At 73.1% G+C, this 14,870-nt stretch carries 12 protein-coding genes; 3 read left to right on the forward strand and 9 right to left on the reverse strand.

Features of this window, described 5'->3' with window-relative positions; genetic code table 11:
- Positions 1-100 precede the first annotated feature (100 nt).
- The 4 genes from ruvC to AC0QR5_RS03575 form a co-directional block, all read right to left on the reverse strand.
- Positions 101-697 (reverse strand): crossover junction endodeoxyribonuclease RuvC, encoded by a 597-nt coding sequence (ruvC, locus tag AC0QR5_RS03560; RefSeq protein ID WP_329861339.1) that lies wholly within the window; start codon positions 695-697, stop codon positions 101-103.
- A gap of 5 nt (positions 698-702) precedes the next feature.
- Complete coding sequence (locus AC0QR5_RS03565; protein ID WP_329861338.1) at positions 703-1,458, reverse strand: YebC/PmpR family DNA-binding transcriptional regulator; 756 nt, start codon at positions 1,456-1,458, stop codon at positions 703-705.
- Positions 1,459-1,460: 2 nt separating this feature from the next.
- The gene (pdxT, locus tag AC0QR5_RS03570) at positions 1,461-2,129 is read right to left on the reverse strand and encodes a pyridoxal 5'-phosphate synthase glutaminase subunit PdxT (RefSeq protein WP_329861337.1); all 669 of its coding nucleotides are present in this window, start codon (positions 2,127-2,129) and stop codon (positions 1,461-1,463) included.
- Between the two features lie 73 nt (positions 2,130-2,202).
- Positions 2,203-3,564, reverse strand: a complete 1,362-nt coding sequence (locus AC0QR5_RS03575) for a CapA family protein (protein ID WP_329861336.1) — start codon at positions 3,562-3,564, stop codon at positions 2,203-2,205.
- A gap of 78 nt (positions 3,565-3,642) precedes the next feature.
- Here AC0QR5_RS03575 and AC0QR5_RS03580 point away from each other — a divergent pair, with 78 nt between their 5' ends.
- Positions 3,643-5,664, forward strand: coding sequence for a M3 family metallopeptidase (locus tag AC0QR5_RS03580; protein ID WP_329861335.1), 2,022 nt, complete (start codon positions 3,643-3,645; stop codon positions 5,662-5,664).
- A gap of 4 nt (positions 5,665-5,668) precedes the next feature.
- Positions 5,669-6,400 carry a GNAT family N-acetyltransferase gene (locus AC0QR5_RS03585; protein ID WP_329861334.1) on the forward strand — a complete coding sequence of 244 codons (732 nt, stop codon included), beginning with the start codon at positions 5,669-5,671 and terminating at the stop codon, positions 6,398-6,400.
- A gap of 117 nt (positions 6,401-6,517) precedes the next feature.
- Here AC0QR5_RS03585 and pdxS read toward each other — a convergent pair whose 3' ends face one another.
- From pdxS to AC0QR5_RS03610, 5 genes are all read right to left on the reverse strand, one after another.
- A complete protein-coding gene (gene pdxS, locus AC0QR5_RS03590; RefSeq protein ID WP_475372508.1) occupies positions 6,518-7,366 on the reverse strand; it encodes a pyridoxal 5'-phosphate synthase lyase subunit PdxS in 849 nt (282 codons plus the stop codon).
- A 195-nt stretch (positions 7,367-7,561) separates the two neighbouring features.
- Complete coding sequence (locus AC0QR5_RS03595) at positions 7,562-8,110, reverse strand: HIT family protein (RefSeq protein ID WP_329861332.1); 549 nt, start codon at positions 8,108-8,110, stop codon at positions 7,562-7,564.
- A 1-nt stretch (position 8,111) separates the two neighbouring features.
- Positions 8,112-10,118 carry a threonine--tRNA ligase gene (gene thrS, locus AC0QR5_RS03600; RefSeq protein ID WP_329861330.1) on the reverse strand — a complete coding sequence of 669 codons (2,007 nt, stop codon included), beginning with the start codon at positions 10,116-10,118 and terminating at the stop codon, positions 8,112-8,114.
- A 204-nt stretch (positions 10,119-10,322) separates the two neighbouring features.
- Positions 10,323-13,922, reverse strand: a complete 3,600-nt coding sequence (locus tag AC0QR5_RS03605) for a DNA polymerase III subunit alpha (RefSeq protein ID WP_329861329.1) — start codon at positions 13,920-13,922, stop codon at positions 10,323-10,325.
- Positions 13,919-14,230: a DUF6504 family protein gene (locus AC0QR5_RS03610; protein ID WP_329861328.1), complete on the reverse strand. Its 312-nt coding sequence runs from the start codon at positions 14,228-14,230 to the stop codon at positions 13,919-13,921. The genes AC0QR5_RS03605 and AC0QR5_RS03610 overlap by 4 nt, the downstream gene beginning before the upstream one ends.
- Before the next feature lie 173 nt (positions 14,231-14,403).
- Here AC0QR5_RS03610 and AC0QR5_RS03615 point away from each other — a divergent pair, with 173 nt between their 5' ends.
- The gene (locus AC0QR5_RS03615; protein WP_329861327.1) at positions 14,404-14,868 is read left to right on the forward strand and encodes a VOC family protein; all 465 of its coding nucleotides are present in this window, start codon (positions 14,404-14,406) and stop codon (positions 14,866-14,868) included.
- The last annotated feature ends 2 nt before the right edge of the window (positions 14,869-14,870 follow it).

The following is a 14,870-nucleotide window of genomic DNA, read 5'->3' on the forward strand; positions in this document are numbered from 1 at the left end:
CATCGGTCCGGGGCCGGAACGGCCATCCGAACACATCTACGAATACCTTACCGCCTGCCACGGCCCCCGCGGGCGGTACGCCCGCCCGGCGTGGCGGCGTTCAGCGCCGGCACGCGCCGCCCTTGCGGGCCGCAGCCTCGGCCTGGGCCCAGGCCCGCTGCGCGGGAGTCAGTCCGCTCGAGCCGCCGTGGGCGGAGGCGCTCGCATGCGAGCCCGGGGCGGCGCCGCGCCAACCATGCGTGATGGCGAGCGCCGCGGCGTCCGCGGCGTCCGCCGGGCGTGGCGGTGCATCGAGCCTGAGGATCCTGGCCACCATCCGGCCGACGGCGTCCTTGTCCGCCTGCCCGCTCCCGGTCACGGCGGCCTTGACCTCCGTCGGGGTGTGCAGGGCGACCGGGATCCCGCGGCGCGCGGCCGCGGCGATGACGATCCCCGAGGCCTGGGCCGTGCCCATGACGGTGCTGACGTTGAGCTGGCTGAAGACCCGCTCCACCGCGAGCACGTCGGGGCGGTGCCGGTCCAGCCACGCGTCGATGGCCTCGGCGATAACGAGCAGCCGGGCGTCGAGCGCCTGGTCCGGGCCGCTGCCGACGACCGCGACGTCCACGAGCGTCGCGCGCCGGTTGGGCTCGACGTCGACGACGGCCAGGCCGCAGCGCGTCAGGCCCGGGTCGACGCCGGCCACGCGCAGCGCCACGGAGGCTAGTCCTCCTCGAGCTCGGCCATGACCTCGGCCGTGATGTCCGCGTTGGAGTAGACGTTCTGCACGTCGTCGAGCTCCTCGAGCGCGTCGGCGAGCTTGAGGAACTTGCGCGCGGCGTCGGCGTCGAGCTCGACGTGCATCGACGGGACGAACTCGACCTCGTCGGACTCGTACTCGATCCCGGCCTCGTCGAGGCCGGCCACGACGGCGCGCAGGTCCGTGGGCTCGGAGAGAACCTCGAACGCGTCGCCGGACTCCTTGACCTCCTCGGCACCGGCGTCGAGCACCGCCATGAGGACGTCGTCCTCGGTGAGCTCCTTCTTCGGCAGGCCGACGACGCCCTTGCGTGTGAACAGGTACGCGACGGACCCGGGGTCGGCGACGGTGCCGCCGTTGCGGGTGATGGCCACGCGGACGTCGGACGCCGCACGGTTCTTGTTGTCCGTGAGGCATTCGATCAGCAGGGCGGAGCCCTGGGGGCCGCGCGCCTCGTAGATGATCTCGCTGTAGTCCACGACCTCGCCCGTGAGGCCGGCGCCGCGCTTGATGGCGCGGTCGATGTTGTCGTTGGGCACCGAGGTCTTCTTGGCCTTGGCGACGGCGAGCTCAAGGGCCGGGTTGCCGGCCAGGTCGGCGCCGCCGGCCCGCGCCGCGACCTCGATGTTCTTGATCAGCTTGGCAAAGGCCTTGGCGCGCTTGGCGTCGATCACGGCCTTCTTGTGCTTGGTGGTTGCCCATTTGGAGTGGCCCGACATGCTTACGCTTCTCCTCTGATCATCTGGATGAAAAGCCGGTGGATGCGGCGCTCCCCCGTCACTTCCGGGTGGAAGGAGGTGGCGAGCAGCATCCCCGAACGAACTGCGACAATTCTAGCGACCCGGGGCGCATCCTCCGGCTCGTCCCGTCCGCGTACCTCGACCGAGGCCAGGGCCTCGACCCCGGGACCGGTCGATTCGACCCAGGGCGCCCGGATGAACACGGCGTGCACGGGTTCCGACTCGGCGCCCTCGGCGACGCCCGGCAGCGCGTCCAGGGCGCCGATCCGCAACCGCGTCTCGAACGAGTCGACCTGGCGGCCGAACGCGTTGCGGCGCACCACCATGTCCAGGCCACCGAAGGTCTGCTGCGGCTCGCCGCGCAGGTCGGTGGCCGGGTCGGCGATCGTGTCGGCGAGCAGGATCATCCCGGCGCAGGAACCGTAGACGGGAAAGCCGTCCGCGATGCGCTCGCGCAGCGGACCGGTGATCCCGAAGGCGCGGGCGAGCTTGTCGATCGCGGTGGATTCGCCGCCGGGGATCACGAGGCCGTCGAGGCCGTCGAGTTCGGAGGGCCGGCGCACGGTCGTGACCGCGGCCCCGCCCTCCTCGAGCGCGGCGGCGTGCTCGCGCACGTCTCCCTGCAGGGCCAGGACGCCGATTCTGGGCACGCGTGCTCGCTTTCTCCCGGTGCTCCGGGCGTGGACCGCCGGGGCGGGACGTGGTAGGTGGGGCTGCTCAAGCCTACGGTACGACGCCGGTGCCGGGCTCCCAGCGCCGCGCACCGTGGCGCTCGGCGTCCATCGCGTTGACGGTCGCGGTGGTGCGCGCGAGCGACGCGGCGTCCTCGGCGGGGCTCGTGCATGCGGTGGCGGAGGGCAGCGCGCACCAGCGGTAGGGTGCGCGGGCCATGATGTGAGCCGCCCAGCGGGGCGCGGCGGTCCTCCAGGTGCCGTCCTCGCGCTCGAAGCGGACCGCGACGGTGAGCCCTTCGCGGTTCACGGCGAGGTCCGTGGCGTGCCGGGCCACCGAGTTGCCGAGGCCGTAGGCGATCCAGGTCCCGGCGTGGAGTTCCAGGGGCAGCACGGAGTGCGTGTGGTGGCCGTAGATGAAGTCGAACTCGCCGCTCTCGGCCAGGGCCCGGGACACCTGGAGCTGCTGGGCATTGGGCGTGGAGCTGTATTCCTCTCCCGCGTGCAGGCCCGCGACGACGAGCTCGGCCCCCTCCGCCCGGGCCGTGCGCGCCTTGGCCTTGAGGGCCTCGACGTCGATCAGGTCGACCATCCACGGTTGTTCCGCCCGGAGTCCGTTGAGCGAGTACGTGGCCGTGACGAGGCCGATCCGGGTGCCGCCCGCGTCGAGGACGAGCGGCCGTGAGGCGTCGGCGGCGGAGGCGTAGGAGCCCGTGGAGGCGAGCCCGGCGCGGCGCAGTTCGTCGAGCGTGCGGCGCAGGCCCGCCGTCCCGGCGTCGACCGTGTGGTTCGTCGCGGTCGTGCAGGCGTCGTAGCCGGTGGTGGCCAGGGCCGGGACGATCTCGGGAGGGACGTTGAACGCCGGATAGCCGGAATAGGGACCTCCCGGGGCCGCGACGGGGGTTTCGAGCGAGCAGACGGCGAGGTCGGCCGCGGCGAGGAACGGTGCGAGGCCGGCGAGCAGCGGGGCGAAGTCAAGGGCGCCCGGATCCCGCGCATCGGCGGCGGCCTGTTCCCACAGCGCGGGATGCAGCAGCACGTCCCCCGTGACCACGAGGTCCACGCAGCGCTCGGCCGCGCACGGCTCCCGGAGGGCCTCCGCACCGGTGCCCCCGCCGGTCGCCGCGCCCGGCGCGCTCCCGCCCGGAGTACCGCCGGCGGAGGCGGTCTGCCCCGGCCCCGCGCCCTGCCCGGCGCTTCCGCCCGGGCCGGGCCCCGGCGTCGTACTCTGCCGTGGATGTGGTGCGTCGGCCGAGGTTGCGGGAGCCCTGGACTGCGACCCGCCGGGCGGGGATTCCGGCCCGCCGGAGGGACCCGACCGGGACGCCGGCTGGCACGCGGCCACCGCCAGCACGAGGGCCGCCGCGGCGCAGGCGAGGGCGCGGCGGAGGAACACGGCACGGTGGTCGGGCATGCCTCGAGCATAGGCCGCGCCCGGTTCGCCCCGGAGCGCCACGCCCGTCACCGCGGGCCGATGTGAAAAGGTTGATCCATGGCCAATCCGCTGCTGACCCCCAGCCCCCTGCCGTTCCAGATGCCCGACTTCTCCTCGCTCCAGCCCGCGCACTACGTCGAGGCCGTGGAACGCGGCGCCGCGGAGCAGCTGGCCGAGCTGCGGGACGTCGCCGCCGCGCCCGCGGACGCCGGATTCGAGGGCACCTTCGAGGCGTTCGAGCGCAGCGGTCAGCTCTTGCGCCGCGCGGTCATGGCCTTCTCCAACGTCAAGGCCTCCCACGGGACGCCCGGGATCCTCGAGGCGCACGCCCGGATCCAGGCCGTCCTGACGGCCCACCGCGACGCCGTCCACCTCGACGGGGAGCTCTACGGTCGTCTGGCCGCCGAGGACCTGTCCGGCGTCGACGGGGAACGGGACCGGCTCGCGGCCGAGACGCTGCGCGCCTTCCGCGAGGCGGGCGCGGCCCTCGGCGAGGCGGACAAGGACCGCCTCCGCGCGCTCAACGCCGAGCTCTCGGCCCTGTCGACGCGGTACTCGGAGCTGCTCCTGGACGGCATGAACTCGGCCGCCGTGCACTTCGAGGACGCCGGCGAGCTCGAGGGCCTCGACGACGCCCAGCTGGAGTCCGCGGCGGCCGCCGCCCGCCGGGCGGGGCACGACGGCGGCTATCTCATCACGCTCGTCCTGCCGACCTCGCAGCCTCTGCTGGCCCGCCTTGAGCGGCCGGAGTCCCGGCGGCGCCTCTTCGAGGCCTCGCTCGGCCGCGGGACCGGGGCGCCGGCGGCAGGCGGTGAACGCGCGGTCGACCTCGGCGCGCGGATGGCGGCGCTGCGTGCCGAACGCGCGGGCCTGCTCGGCTTCGCCCACCACGCCGACTACGTCCTCGCCGGCCAGACCGCGCCGTCCGTCGACGCCGTCCTCGAGCGGATGGCCTCCCTCGCCGCACCGGCGATGGCCAACGCCCGCGCCGAGGCCCGGGTGCTCGCCGCGGCGGCGGGGCGCGACGTCGAGCCCTGGGACTGGGCGTATTGGTCCGCCCGCGTGAAGCGGGACGAGTACGCGCTCGACGAGGCGGCGCTGCGACCGTGGTTCGAGCTCGACCGGCTGATCCACGACGGCGTCTTCGAGGCCGCGCGGCGGCTCTACGGGATCGGGTTCACCGAGCGCACCGATCTTCCCGTGTACCACTCGGACGTGCGCGTCTGGGAAGTGGCCGACGCCGACGGGAGCGTGCTCGGGCTCTTCCTCGGCGACTACTTCGCCCGGCCGACGAAGGCCGGCGGCGCGTGGATGAACTCCATCCGCTCCGGGGCCTCCTTCCTCGACGAGCTGCCCGTGGTCACCAACAACCTCAACATCCCGGCGCCCGCGGACGGCGGCCCCGCGCTGCTGGGCCTCGACGAGGCGCGCACGCTCTTCCACGAGTTCGGCCACGCCCTGCACGGGCTCTTCTCGGCGGCCCGGTACCCGTCGCTCGCGGGGACGGCGGTGCCGCGCGACTTCGTGGAATACCCCTCGCAGGTCAACGAGATGTGGCTCTTCCACCCCGGGATCGCCGGTCACTACGCCCGGCACCACGCCACGGGCGAGCCGCTGCCCGAGGGCGTCCTGGAACGGATCGAGGCCGCAGCGCTGTGGGGCGAGGGCTTCGCGACCGCCGAGTACCTGGCCGCGGCCGTCCTGGACCTGGCCTGGCACACGCTCTCCCCCGGCGAGGTCGTGGATGATCCGCTCGCCTTCGAGGACCGGGTCCTGCGCGAGGCCGGCTTCGACCCGGACCTGGTCCCGCCGCGCTACCGGACCGGCTACTTCAAGCACGTCTTCGACGGGGGCTACGCGGCCGGCTACTACTCCTACATCTGGAGCGAGGTGCTCGACGCCGACACCGTGGACTGGTTCACCGAGAACGGCGGGCTGCTGCGCGCCAACGGCGACACCTTCCGGCGCGAGCTCCTCTCCCGCGGCAACACGCGCGATCCGCTCGAGTCCTACCGCGCCTTCCGCGGCCGCGACGCCGACACGGCGCCGCTGCTGGCCCGCCGCGGACTCGACGGCTGATCGGGTGGCCACCCTGGCCGAGGCCCAGTCCGCCTGGGCCGAGTGGCAACGCACGCTCGCCCTCGCCACCGGCGGCCGGGTCTTCACGACGCACGGCTGCAGCTGGGCGTGGCTGCCGGCGCGGCGCCGCGTGGTACTGCTCTATCCGCAGCGCGCCGACGACGCGGGCCTCCGGCCGGGGCTCGCCGAGGCGGGCCGCCTTGGCGCCGAATCGGTCCAGGTCGCCCTCAACGCGGCGGCCGACGATTCCGCCCTGCGCGCCTTCGGCTTCCGCGAGGGACCGCCGATGCTGTGGCACACCGGCTCCTGGCGGGCCGGGCACGGGGCCTGGGGCGGCCGGGCCAGGATCGGCGCGCCGGTGCCGGAGGCGAGCGGTCCGGACGCGCTCGAGGTCCAGGCGGCCACCGCCTGGCAGGACGCCGCGCGCTTCCGGGTCCCGCTGCGCCGCGTCGAACACTCCGTCGCGCGGACCGGGGAGGGCGCCCTCGTGGGGCGCGCCTTCGGGCAGCTGACCGCCGCTGGCGACGTGTCCGTCCAGGGGCTCGCCGTGGCGGCCTCGTACCGGCGGCGCGGGGTCGGCTCCTCGCTCGTGCGGAGCCTCGTCGACTCCCTCGACGGCCACGACGTCGTCGCCGGCTCGGGTCCGGGGGCCGGTGCGTTCCTCACGGCCGGCGGGCTGCAGCTCATCGGCCGCGGGCGCCGCCTGCACCTGCCGCTGCCCCGCCGGGGCGGCTGAACCCGGTCCCTTCCCCCGGGCGCCGCGGGCCGGAAGCCGGCGGCCCATCGCCAGCGAGACGAAGACGCCCCGCGGACCAGGGTCCACGGGGCGTCCTGCCTGTCTGCGGGGTGCCCGCTACCAGCCGCGCTCGGCCAGGCGGTGCGGGGCCGGAAGGTCCGCGACGTTGATGCCGACCATCGCCTCGCCGAGTCCGCGGGAGACCTCGGCGACGACCTTCGGGTCGTCGTGGAAGGTCGTGGCCTTGACGATGGCGGCTGCGCGCTCGGCCGGGTTGCCGGACTTGAAGATGCCGGAGCCGACGAACACGCCGTCCGCGCCCAGTTGCATCATCATGGCCGCGTCGGCCGGGGTGGCGACGCCGCCGGCGACGAAGAGCACGACGGGCAGCTTGCCGGTCTCGGCGATCTCGGCGACGAGCTCGTAGGGTGCCTGCAGCTCCTTGGCCGCGACGTAGAGCTCGTCCTTGGTCATCGAGCGCAGCACGTTGATCTCGCTCGTGATCTTGCGGATGTGCTTGGTGGCCTCCGAGACGTCGCCCGTGCCGGCCTCTCCCTTGGACCGGATCATCGCGGCGCCCTCGTTGATGCGGCGCAGCGCCTCGCCGAGGTTGGTGGCACCGCACACGAACGGAACGGTGTAGCCCCACTTGTCGATGTGGTTGACGTAGTCGGCCGGCGAGAGGACCTCGGACTCGTCGATGTAGTCGACGCCGAGTTCCTGGAGCACCTGCGCCTCGACGAAGTGCCCGATGCGGGCCTTGGCCATGACCGGGATCGAGACGGCCTCGATGATGGAGTCGATCATGTCGGGATCCGACATGCGGGAGACGCCGCCCTGGGCGCGGATGTCGGCGGGCACGCGCTCGAGGGCCATGACGGCGACGGCACCGGCGTCCTCGGCGATGCGCGCCTGCTCGGCGGTGACGACGTCCATGATGACGCCGCCCTTGAGCATCTCGGCCATGCCGCGCTTCACCCGCGAGCTGCCGGTCACGGAAGGCTGCGCCGGGGTGCTTTCATTGCTGGACACAAAGAGTCCTTTCAATGGTTGGAGAGGGTACGTTCCATCCTAAGCCACCGTGGCCGGCGTCACCGGCCTCCTGCCGGGCGGCGTGACGCATGGTGAAGCGCGTTGCGACGACCCCGGACGGGACGCGGCTCAGCCGGCCGGCCAGGCCGCGGCCAGCTGCTCCCACACGTCGGCGAGCGTCGCAGGGATCGCCTTGGTCTGGGCGATGATCGGGAAGAAGTTCCCGTCGCCGCTCCAGCGCGGCACGACGTGCTGGTGCAGGTGGGCCGCAATGCCGGCGCCCCCGGAGACGCCCTGGTTCATGCCGAGGTTGAAGCCGGACGGCCCGGCGGTCGCCCGCAGGACGCGCATGGCCTCCTGCGTCAACGCGCCGAGCTCCGCCGTCTCCTCGACGGTGAGGTCCGTGTAGTCGGGCACGTGCCGGTAGGGGCAGACCAGCAGGTGACCCGAGTTGTAGGGGAAGAGGTTGAGGATGACGTAGGCCGTCCGCCCCCGGTGCACGATCAGGGACTCCTCGTCGCCGCGCTCCGGACCGCGGCAGAACGGGCAGTCGTCCTCGCCGGTGACCTGGTCCTGCCCACGCTTGATGTAGGCCATGCGGTAGGGGGTCCAGAGGCGCTGGAAGGCGTCCGGCACCCCGGCGAGCTCGTAGTCGTCGACCTCCGGACCCCCGCCCACCTCAGCTCCTCCGCTCGCGGACCGCCGTGACGATCCGCTCGATGGCCTCGTCGACGGGGATGCCGTTGTCCTGGCTGCCGTCGCGGTAGCGGAAGGAGACGGCCCCCGCCTCGGCGTCCTCGCCGCCGGCGATGAGGACGAACGGGACCTTCTCCTTGGACGCGTTGCGGATCTTCTTCGGGAAGCGGTCGCTCGAGTGGTCGACCTCGGCCCGGATGCCCTGGGCCTTGAGCCGGTCGACGACGTCGAACAGGTAGTCGTTGAAGGCCTCGGCGACGGGGATCGCGAGGACCTGGACCGGCGCGAGCCACGCCGGGAAGGCGCCGGCGTAGTGCTCGGTGAGCACGCCCATGAAGCGCTCCACCGAGCCGAAGAGGGCGCGGTGGATCATGACGGGGCGCTGGCGTGTGCCGTCGGCGGCCTGGTACTCGAGCTCGAAGCGCTCGGGCAGGTTGAAGTCCAGTTGGATCGTGGACATCTGCCACGTGCGCCCGATCGCGTCGCGGGCCTGCACGGAGATCTTCGGACCGTAGAACGCGGCGCCGCCCGGGTCCGGGACCAGTTCGAGCCCGGAGTCGGTCGCGACCTCCTCGAGGGTGCGGGTCGCCTCCTCCCAGGCGGCGTCCTCGCCGACGTATTTCTCCGGGTCCTTGGTGGAGAGCTCCAGGTAGAAGTCGTCGAGTCCGTAGTCCTTGAGCAGGTCCAGGACGAACTTCAGCGTCCCGGTCAGCTCGTCCTTCATCTGCTCGCGGGTGCAGTAGATGTGGGCGTCGTCCTGGGTCATGCCGCGCACGCGCGTCAGCCCGTGCACGACGCCGGACTTCTCGTAGCGGTACACGGAGCCGAACTCGAACATCCGCAGGGGCAGCTCGCGGTAGGAGCGCCCGCGCTGGCGGAAGATCAGGTTGTGCATGGGGCAGTTCATCGGCTTGAGGTAGTAGTCCTGGCCGGGCTTGAGCACCTCGCCGCTCTCGGGATCGCGGGTCTCGTCGATGTGGATCGCCGGGAACATGCCGTCCTTGTACCAGTCAAGGTGGCCGGAGACCTCGTAGAGGTGCCCCTTGGTGATGTGCGGCGTGTAGACGAACTCGTAGCCGGCCTCCGTGTGCCGCTGGCGGGAGTAGTCCTCCATGGCCTTGCGGATGATCCCGCCCTTCGGGTGGAAGACGGGCAGGCCGGAGCCGAGCTCGTCCGGGAAGGAGAAGAGGTCCAGCTCGGAGCCGAGCTTGCGGTGGTCGCGGCGCTCGGCCTCGGCGAGGCGCTCCTGATGGGCCTTGAGCTCTTCCTTGGTGGGCCAGGCCGTGCCGTAGATGCGCTGGAGCTGCTTGTTCTTCTCGCTGCCGAGCCAGTAGGCGGCGGCGGAGCGGGTCAGGGCGAACGCGTTGGAGATCAGCTTGGTGTTGGGCAGGTGGGGCCCGCGGCAGAGGTCGCACCAGACGGCGTCGCCGCTCTTGCGGTCGACGTTGTCGTAGATCGTGATCTCGCCGGCGCCGACCTCGACGTTCACGCCCTCGCCGGCCTCGTCCGCCTCGGAGGCCTTGTCCAGCAGGACCAGCTTGTACGGCTCGTCGGCCATGGCCGCGCGGGCCTCGTCCTCGGTGACGACGCGGCGGACGAACTTCTGGTTCTGGTTGACGATCTTGAGCATCATCTTCTCGAGGGTCTTCAGGTCCTCGGGCGTGAAGGGCTCGGCGACGTCGAAGTCGAAGTAGAAGCCGTCGGTGATGTAGGGGCCGATGCCGAGCTTCGCGTCGGGGCGCAGCTGCTGGACGGCCTGGGCCATGACGTGGGCGGTGGAGTGGCGCAGGACGTCGAGGCCGTCCGGGGAGCCGATCTCGACGGCCTCGACCACCGTGCCGTTCTCGAGGGGGCGGTCCAGGTCACGCAGCACGCCGTCGACGCGCATGACGACGACGGAGCGGTTCTCGAAGTACAGTTCGGCACCCGTGGTCCCGGCAGTCACCTCGCGCTGTTCGCCGTCGACGGTGAGGGTGATCTGCTCTGACACTTCGGTCTCCTTGTGTTGGTGTTCGGCTTCATGACTTGTGGCGTACGGGGACCACAGCCAGCCAGGGTCCAGCTTAACGGACGGCGTGGTCGGGCCGGGAATCCGGTTCCCCCGTGCGGGGTACGACGCCGGATCCCGGCTTCCGGCCCTCCCTGACGGTGGGGTTCGGCTCCTCCGGGCGGCAGCGGGTAGGCCGTCCCGGGCTCACCGGCCGGCGGGGAGCCGGTTGTCCAGGCCCTCGGCCTCCATCCGGACGGCGAGCGCGGCCCCGCGGAGCGCGCCGGGCGTCCCGTCGGCCGTCCGGGCCCGGGGGTGTCCGGTGCCCACCGGTGCCGGCACGCCGGCGGCCGCTGCCCGGCCGGGGGGTGGCTGCGGTCGGGCGCGTCCGGGGTCCGCCAGGTGTCCCGGGCCGGGCAGGGCGTCCCGCACGGAGAGGTCCCAGGCCTGCAGGGCCTGCAGGCTGATCCCCCGCGGCCCGGTGCGGCGGGTGATGCCGTGGACCAGCAGGAGCCGCGTGGCGAACAGGAGCGGCCCCGAGTTCTCCTGCGCGTCGTGGAAGAAGGTGCAGTCGACGCAGCCCGTGCCGTCGTCGAGGCTGATGAACACCACGCGGCGGCCGCCGCGCATCGGCGGGGTCTGCGTGGCGACCCTGACCCCGGCGACCAGGACCTCGGTGCCGTTGCGCAGACCGAGCAGCTCCGCGGCGGGCGTGGTCCCGAGCTCGGCCAGCAGGGGCGCGTGGCTGTCCATGAGGTGGCCGCTGACGTCGAGGGCCATGAGGTCCAGCTCGGTGCGGACGGTTTCCTCGGCGGTGGGCGCGGGCTCGAGGGCGCGCAGCGCCGAGAGCTCGAGGTCGGGCAGCGGCAGGGCGAGCTGGCCCGGGAGCTGGCGGCGCCGGACGCCCGGCCGGCGCGCCGCGGCCTCCCGGAGGTGCCGGACCAGGTCGGAACGGTTGCCCGGGCCGCTTCGGCGCTGGAGCTCGTCGAAGGCGCCGAGGGCCGCGAGCCGCTCGAGGGAGGAACGGGTGAGCCCCGCCCGGTCCCGGACGTCGGCGAGCGAGGCGTAGGGCTGCCCGGCCACCGTGCGCCGGACCTCGGTCGCGGACATGCCGTAGATCCCGGACAGGCTCAGCCGGATGCCCAGGCGTCCACCGGGCGGGCCGTCCTTCCCGGCGTCCACGCGCTCCACCCGGTATTCCGCGCAGCTGCGGTTGATGTCCAGCGGCAGGATGGGAATGCCCATCCTGCGGGCCTCGGCCACGAGCAGCCTCTTGGGGTACATCCCGGGGTCGTGCTCCCACAGCCCGGCGAGGAAGGCCTCCGGGTGGTGCGTCTTGAGCCAGGCCGATTGGTAGGTGGGCACCGCGAACGCCGCCCCGTGGGCCTTGCAGAAGCCGAAGCTGCCGAAGGCCTTGAGCGTCTCCCAGACCTCGTCGACGACGGCGAGCGGGTACCCCCGGGCCGTCGCGTGGCTGCGGAAGAACGCCTCGACGGCTGGCTCCTGCGTCTCGCTGCCCAGCAGGCGGCGCAGGACGTCGGCCTTCGCGAGGCTGCAGCCGGTCATCGTGGCGAAGGTGCGCAGCACCTGTTCATGGAACACGGTCACCCCGTGCGTCTCGGCGAGCGCGGGCACGAGGTCGGGGTGCGGGTAGCGCTCCCGGGCGAAGCCGTGCCGGTTCTCCAGGTAGGGCTTGACCATGTTGGACTTCATCGGCCCCGGCCGGAACAGGGAGATGTCGATGATGAGGTCGTTGAACTCGCGCGGGGCGAGCTTGCCGATGAGCTCGCGCTGGCCGGGCGACTCGATCTGGAAGCAGCCCAGGGTGTGGGTGCTGCGGATGAGCTCGAACGTGGGCTCATCGTCGAGGGGGACCCTCTCGAGATCGATCCGCCCGTCCCCGTGGAGGAAGGGCGGCAGGGAACCGTCCGTCCCGAGCGGGTGCCGCCCGGCGGCCGCCACCGCGTCGCCGCTTCCGTGGATGCGCACGACCTCCCGCAGCGCGAACGACATCGCGCTCTGCATCCGCACGCCGAGGACGTCGAGCTTGAGCATCCCCATGGGGTCCATGTCGTGCTTGTCGAACTGGCTCATCGGCAGGCCGAGCCCGCTCGGCTGGACCGGGGTGCGGTCCAGCAGCCCGGAGTCGCCGAGGATCACGCCGCACGGGTGCATCGAGATGTGCCGGGGCAGCCGGTCCAGGCGCTCGGTGAGATCCACGAGCAGGTCCAGCTGGCGCTCGGAACCGACCCGCTCGGCGAAGCCGCGCAGTTCCGGCTTCTCGGCGAGCGCGGCGCGGAACCCGGAGGCGGAGAACCGCCACAGCTGCTTGGCGATGTCGTCGATCTCGGCGTTCTCGAACCCCAGCACGAGCCCGGCGTCGCGCACCGCGCCGCGGGCCCGGTAGCCGTTCTGCATGCTCATCAGGGTCACGCGTTCGCGCCCGAAGCGCTCGAAGATCCGCCGGTAGACCGCGTGCCGTTCCGCGCTCTCGACGTCGATGTCGATGTCGGGAAGGGTCGAGCGGTCCAGGGAGAGGAAGCGCTCGAAGAGCAGATCGTGGGCCAGGGGGTTCACGTGGCTGACGCCGAGCAGGTAGTTGACCAGGCTCGAGGCCCCGGACCCGCGGGCGGCGGCGCGGACGCCCATCGCGGCGATCATCGAGGAGACCTCGGCCACCGTGAGGAAGTAGGAGCAGAAGCCGAGCGAGGCGATGGTGTCCAGCTCCGTCGCGAGGCGCCCGCGCAGCCGGGTGTCCCCGCCGTCGGGGAACAGCCGCGTGATGCCGGCCTCGCAGCGCGCGGCGAGCTCGCGCGCGGGGTCCCCCGTGATGCCGATGACGCGGGCCTCGGGGACCACGGGGATCCCCCAGCCGGCGTCGCCCACGGGGTCCATGCGGCAGTGGTCGGCCAGCCGGGCGGTCTCCGCGAGCAGCTCGGCCGCGAGCCCGGCGCCGCCTCCGGCCTCGCGGGCCACCTCGCCGGCCAGCCGGTGCATCTGGGCCGGTTCCTTGAGCCAGCCCTGGCCGTTGGGCTGGAGGTCGTCGAGGGCCTCGAGCGTGCTCAGCGCCCGGGCGGCGTCGAGCACGTCGGCGGTGGCCGCCCCGTCGGGCTCCGCGTAGCGCACCGCGTTGCCCAGCACGGCCGGGACGCCGCAGTCCCGGGCGGCGCGGACCATGCGGACGGCGTGCGCCGTGCTGAGCCTGGCGCCGGGGCGGTTCACGTGGGTGACGGCCTCCACGGCGAGCGCGCCGGGGGGCAGGACCGCCCGCCAGCGCTCCAGCAGCTGCCGCGCCTGCCCGTAGCCGCGGCGCAGGCAGGCCTGGCCGACGTCGGACTGCGGACCCAGGAGGACCGTCAGCGCCGCCCCGGCCCGCGGGTCCTGAGCCCCTCCCGCCCGATCCGCTCCGGCGTCGCCGACCGGTCCGGCGGCCCAGCGGGCCAGCTCCCCGGGCGTGACCCCGACGGGCCGGGAGGCGCCGCGCCCGCCCGAGGTGGTCCCGGCGTGGGCCGCCGAGACGAGCCGGCACAACGCGGTGTAGCCCGCGCCGCCGTCGTTCCCACGGGCCAGGACGACGACGCGCCCCGCGCCGGGTCCGAGCACGGCGAGGTCGACGCCGACGACCGGGTCGATCCCGTGGCGGAGGCAGGCCTTGAAGTGCTTGGGGATCCCGTACAGGCCGTCGCGGTCGGTGCAGGCCAGGGCGTCCGCCCCGGCCGCGGCGGCCGCGCGGACGAGCTCGTCCGGCCAGGAGACCCCGTAGCGGGCGCTGAAGGCGGAGGAGACGTGCAGGTGGGTGAAGCTCACGCGCTCTCTTTCAACGCATCGTGGATCATGACCAGGCGCCAGCGCCCGGTCTCGGCGTGGCGGGAGAGGTCGAAGGTGCGCAGCGGCCCCCGCCCCGCCAGCCGCGCCTGGATCCGCCACATCTCGTGGTCCACCAGCCCCGGCCCGCGGCCGCGTTCGGCGCGCAGCTCCTCGGCCCACCACTTGCGGCGCTCGAACCAGCGCAGCGGCTCGGCGGCCACGAGGTACTCGCGCCCTTCCCAGCGCAGCCGCAGCGGCAGGCCGGACGTGGTGCAGTCGACGTCGATGGATCGGGTGAACAGGCCCATCCGGGAAACCTCCTGGGACCAGGCGCCGGTTGTGAGCCCCGGCACGAGGGGGTGAGGGAAGTTTGCGCTTCGGGAAGCGGAAGCGGTCACTCCATTGTATTCGAATCTATGTTCGATGCAATCGAGCGTAGGGGACGCTTCCGACACTTCGGCATCACCGGTACCGTCGGGGCATGGATACTCCGCCAGAGGCACCCGCCGCTCCCCCGTTGGTCACCGCGATCACGCTCGGCGTCCGCGACGTCGAGGCCTCCCGCGCGTTCTACGTCGAGGGGCTCGGTTTCGAGGAGGCGGGCCACGTGCCCGGTGAGATCGCGTTCGTCCGCTCGGGGCACGGGCAGGTGCTCGCCCTGTGGAACGTGGCGAGCATGCCCTCGGAGTACGGGGACGTCGGACACGGAGCCCAGGCCCCGCCGGTCTCCCTGGGCCACAACGCCGCCAGCGCCGATGCGGTCCGGGCCCACTACGAGCGCGCCCTGGCCGCGGGAGCCCGGCCCGTGACGCCGCCGGAGACGCGGTCCTGGGGAGGAACGAGCGCCTGCGTGGCCGACCCGGACGGCTTCCGCTGGGACTTCGTGCACAATCCCGCGTTCACCGTCGACGAGACCGGACGGGTGCGCCTCGAAGCCGACGGCTGAAC

Source organism: Arthrobacter sp. J156 (genome assembly GCF_056172865.1).

Excerpts from the sequence above, each read along its gene's own strand:
- AC0QR5_RS03565 (WP_329861338.1), bottom strand. The coding sequence starts at position 1,458 with ATGTCGGGCCACTCCAAATGGGCAACCACCAAGCACAAGAAGGCCGTG.
- AC0QR5_RS03575 (WP_329861336.1), bottom strand. The coding sequence starts at position 3,564 with ATGCCCGACCACCGTGCCGTGTTCCTCCGCCGCGCCCTCGCCTGCGCC.
- AC0QR5_RS03580 (WP_329861335.1), top strand. The coding sequence starts at position 3,643 with ATGGCCAATCCGCTGCTGACCCCCAGCCCCCTGCCGTTCCAGATGCCC.
- pdxS (WP_475372508.1), bottom strand. The coding sequence starts at position 7,366 with ATGGCCGAGATGCTCAAGGGCGGCGTCATCATGGACGTCGTCACCGCC.
- AC0QR5_RS03610 (WP_329861328.1), bottom strand. The coding sequence starts at position 14,230 with ATGGGCCTGTTCACCCGATCCATCGACGTCGACTGCACCACGTCCGGC.
- AC0QR5_RS03615 (WP_329861327.1), top strand. The coding sequence starts at position 14,404 with ATGGATACTCCGCCAGAGGCACCCGCCGCTCCCCCGTTGGTCACCGCG.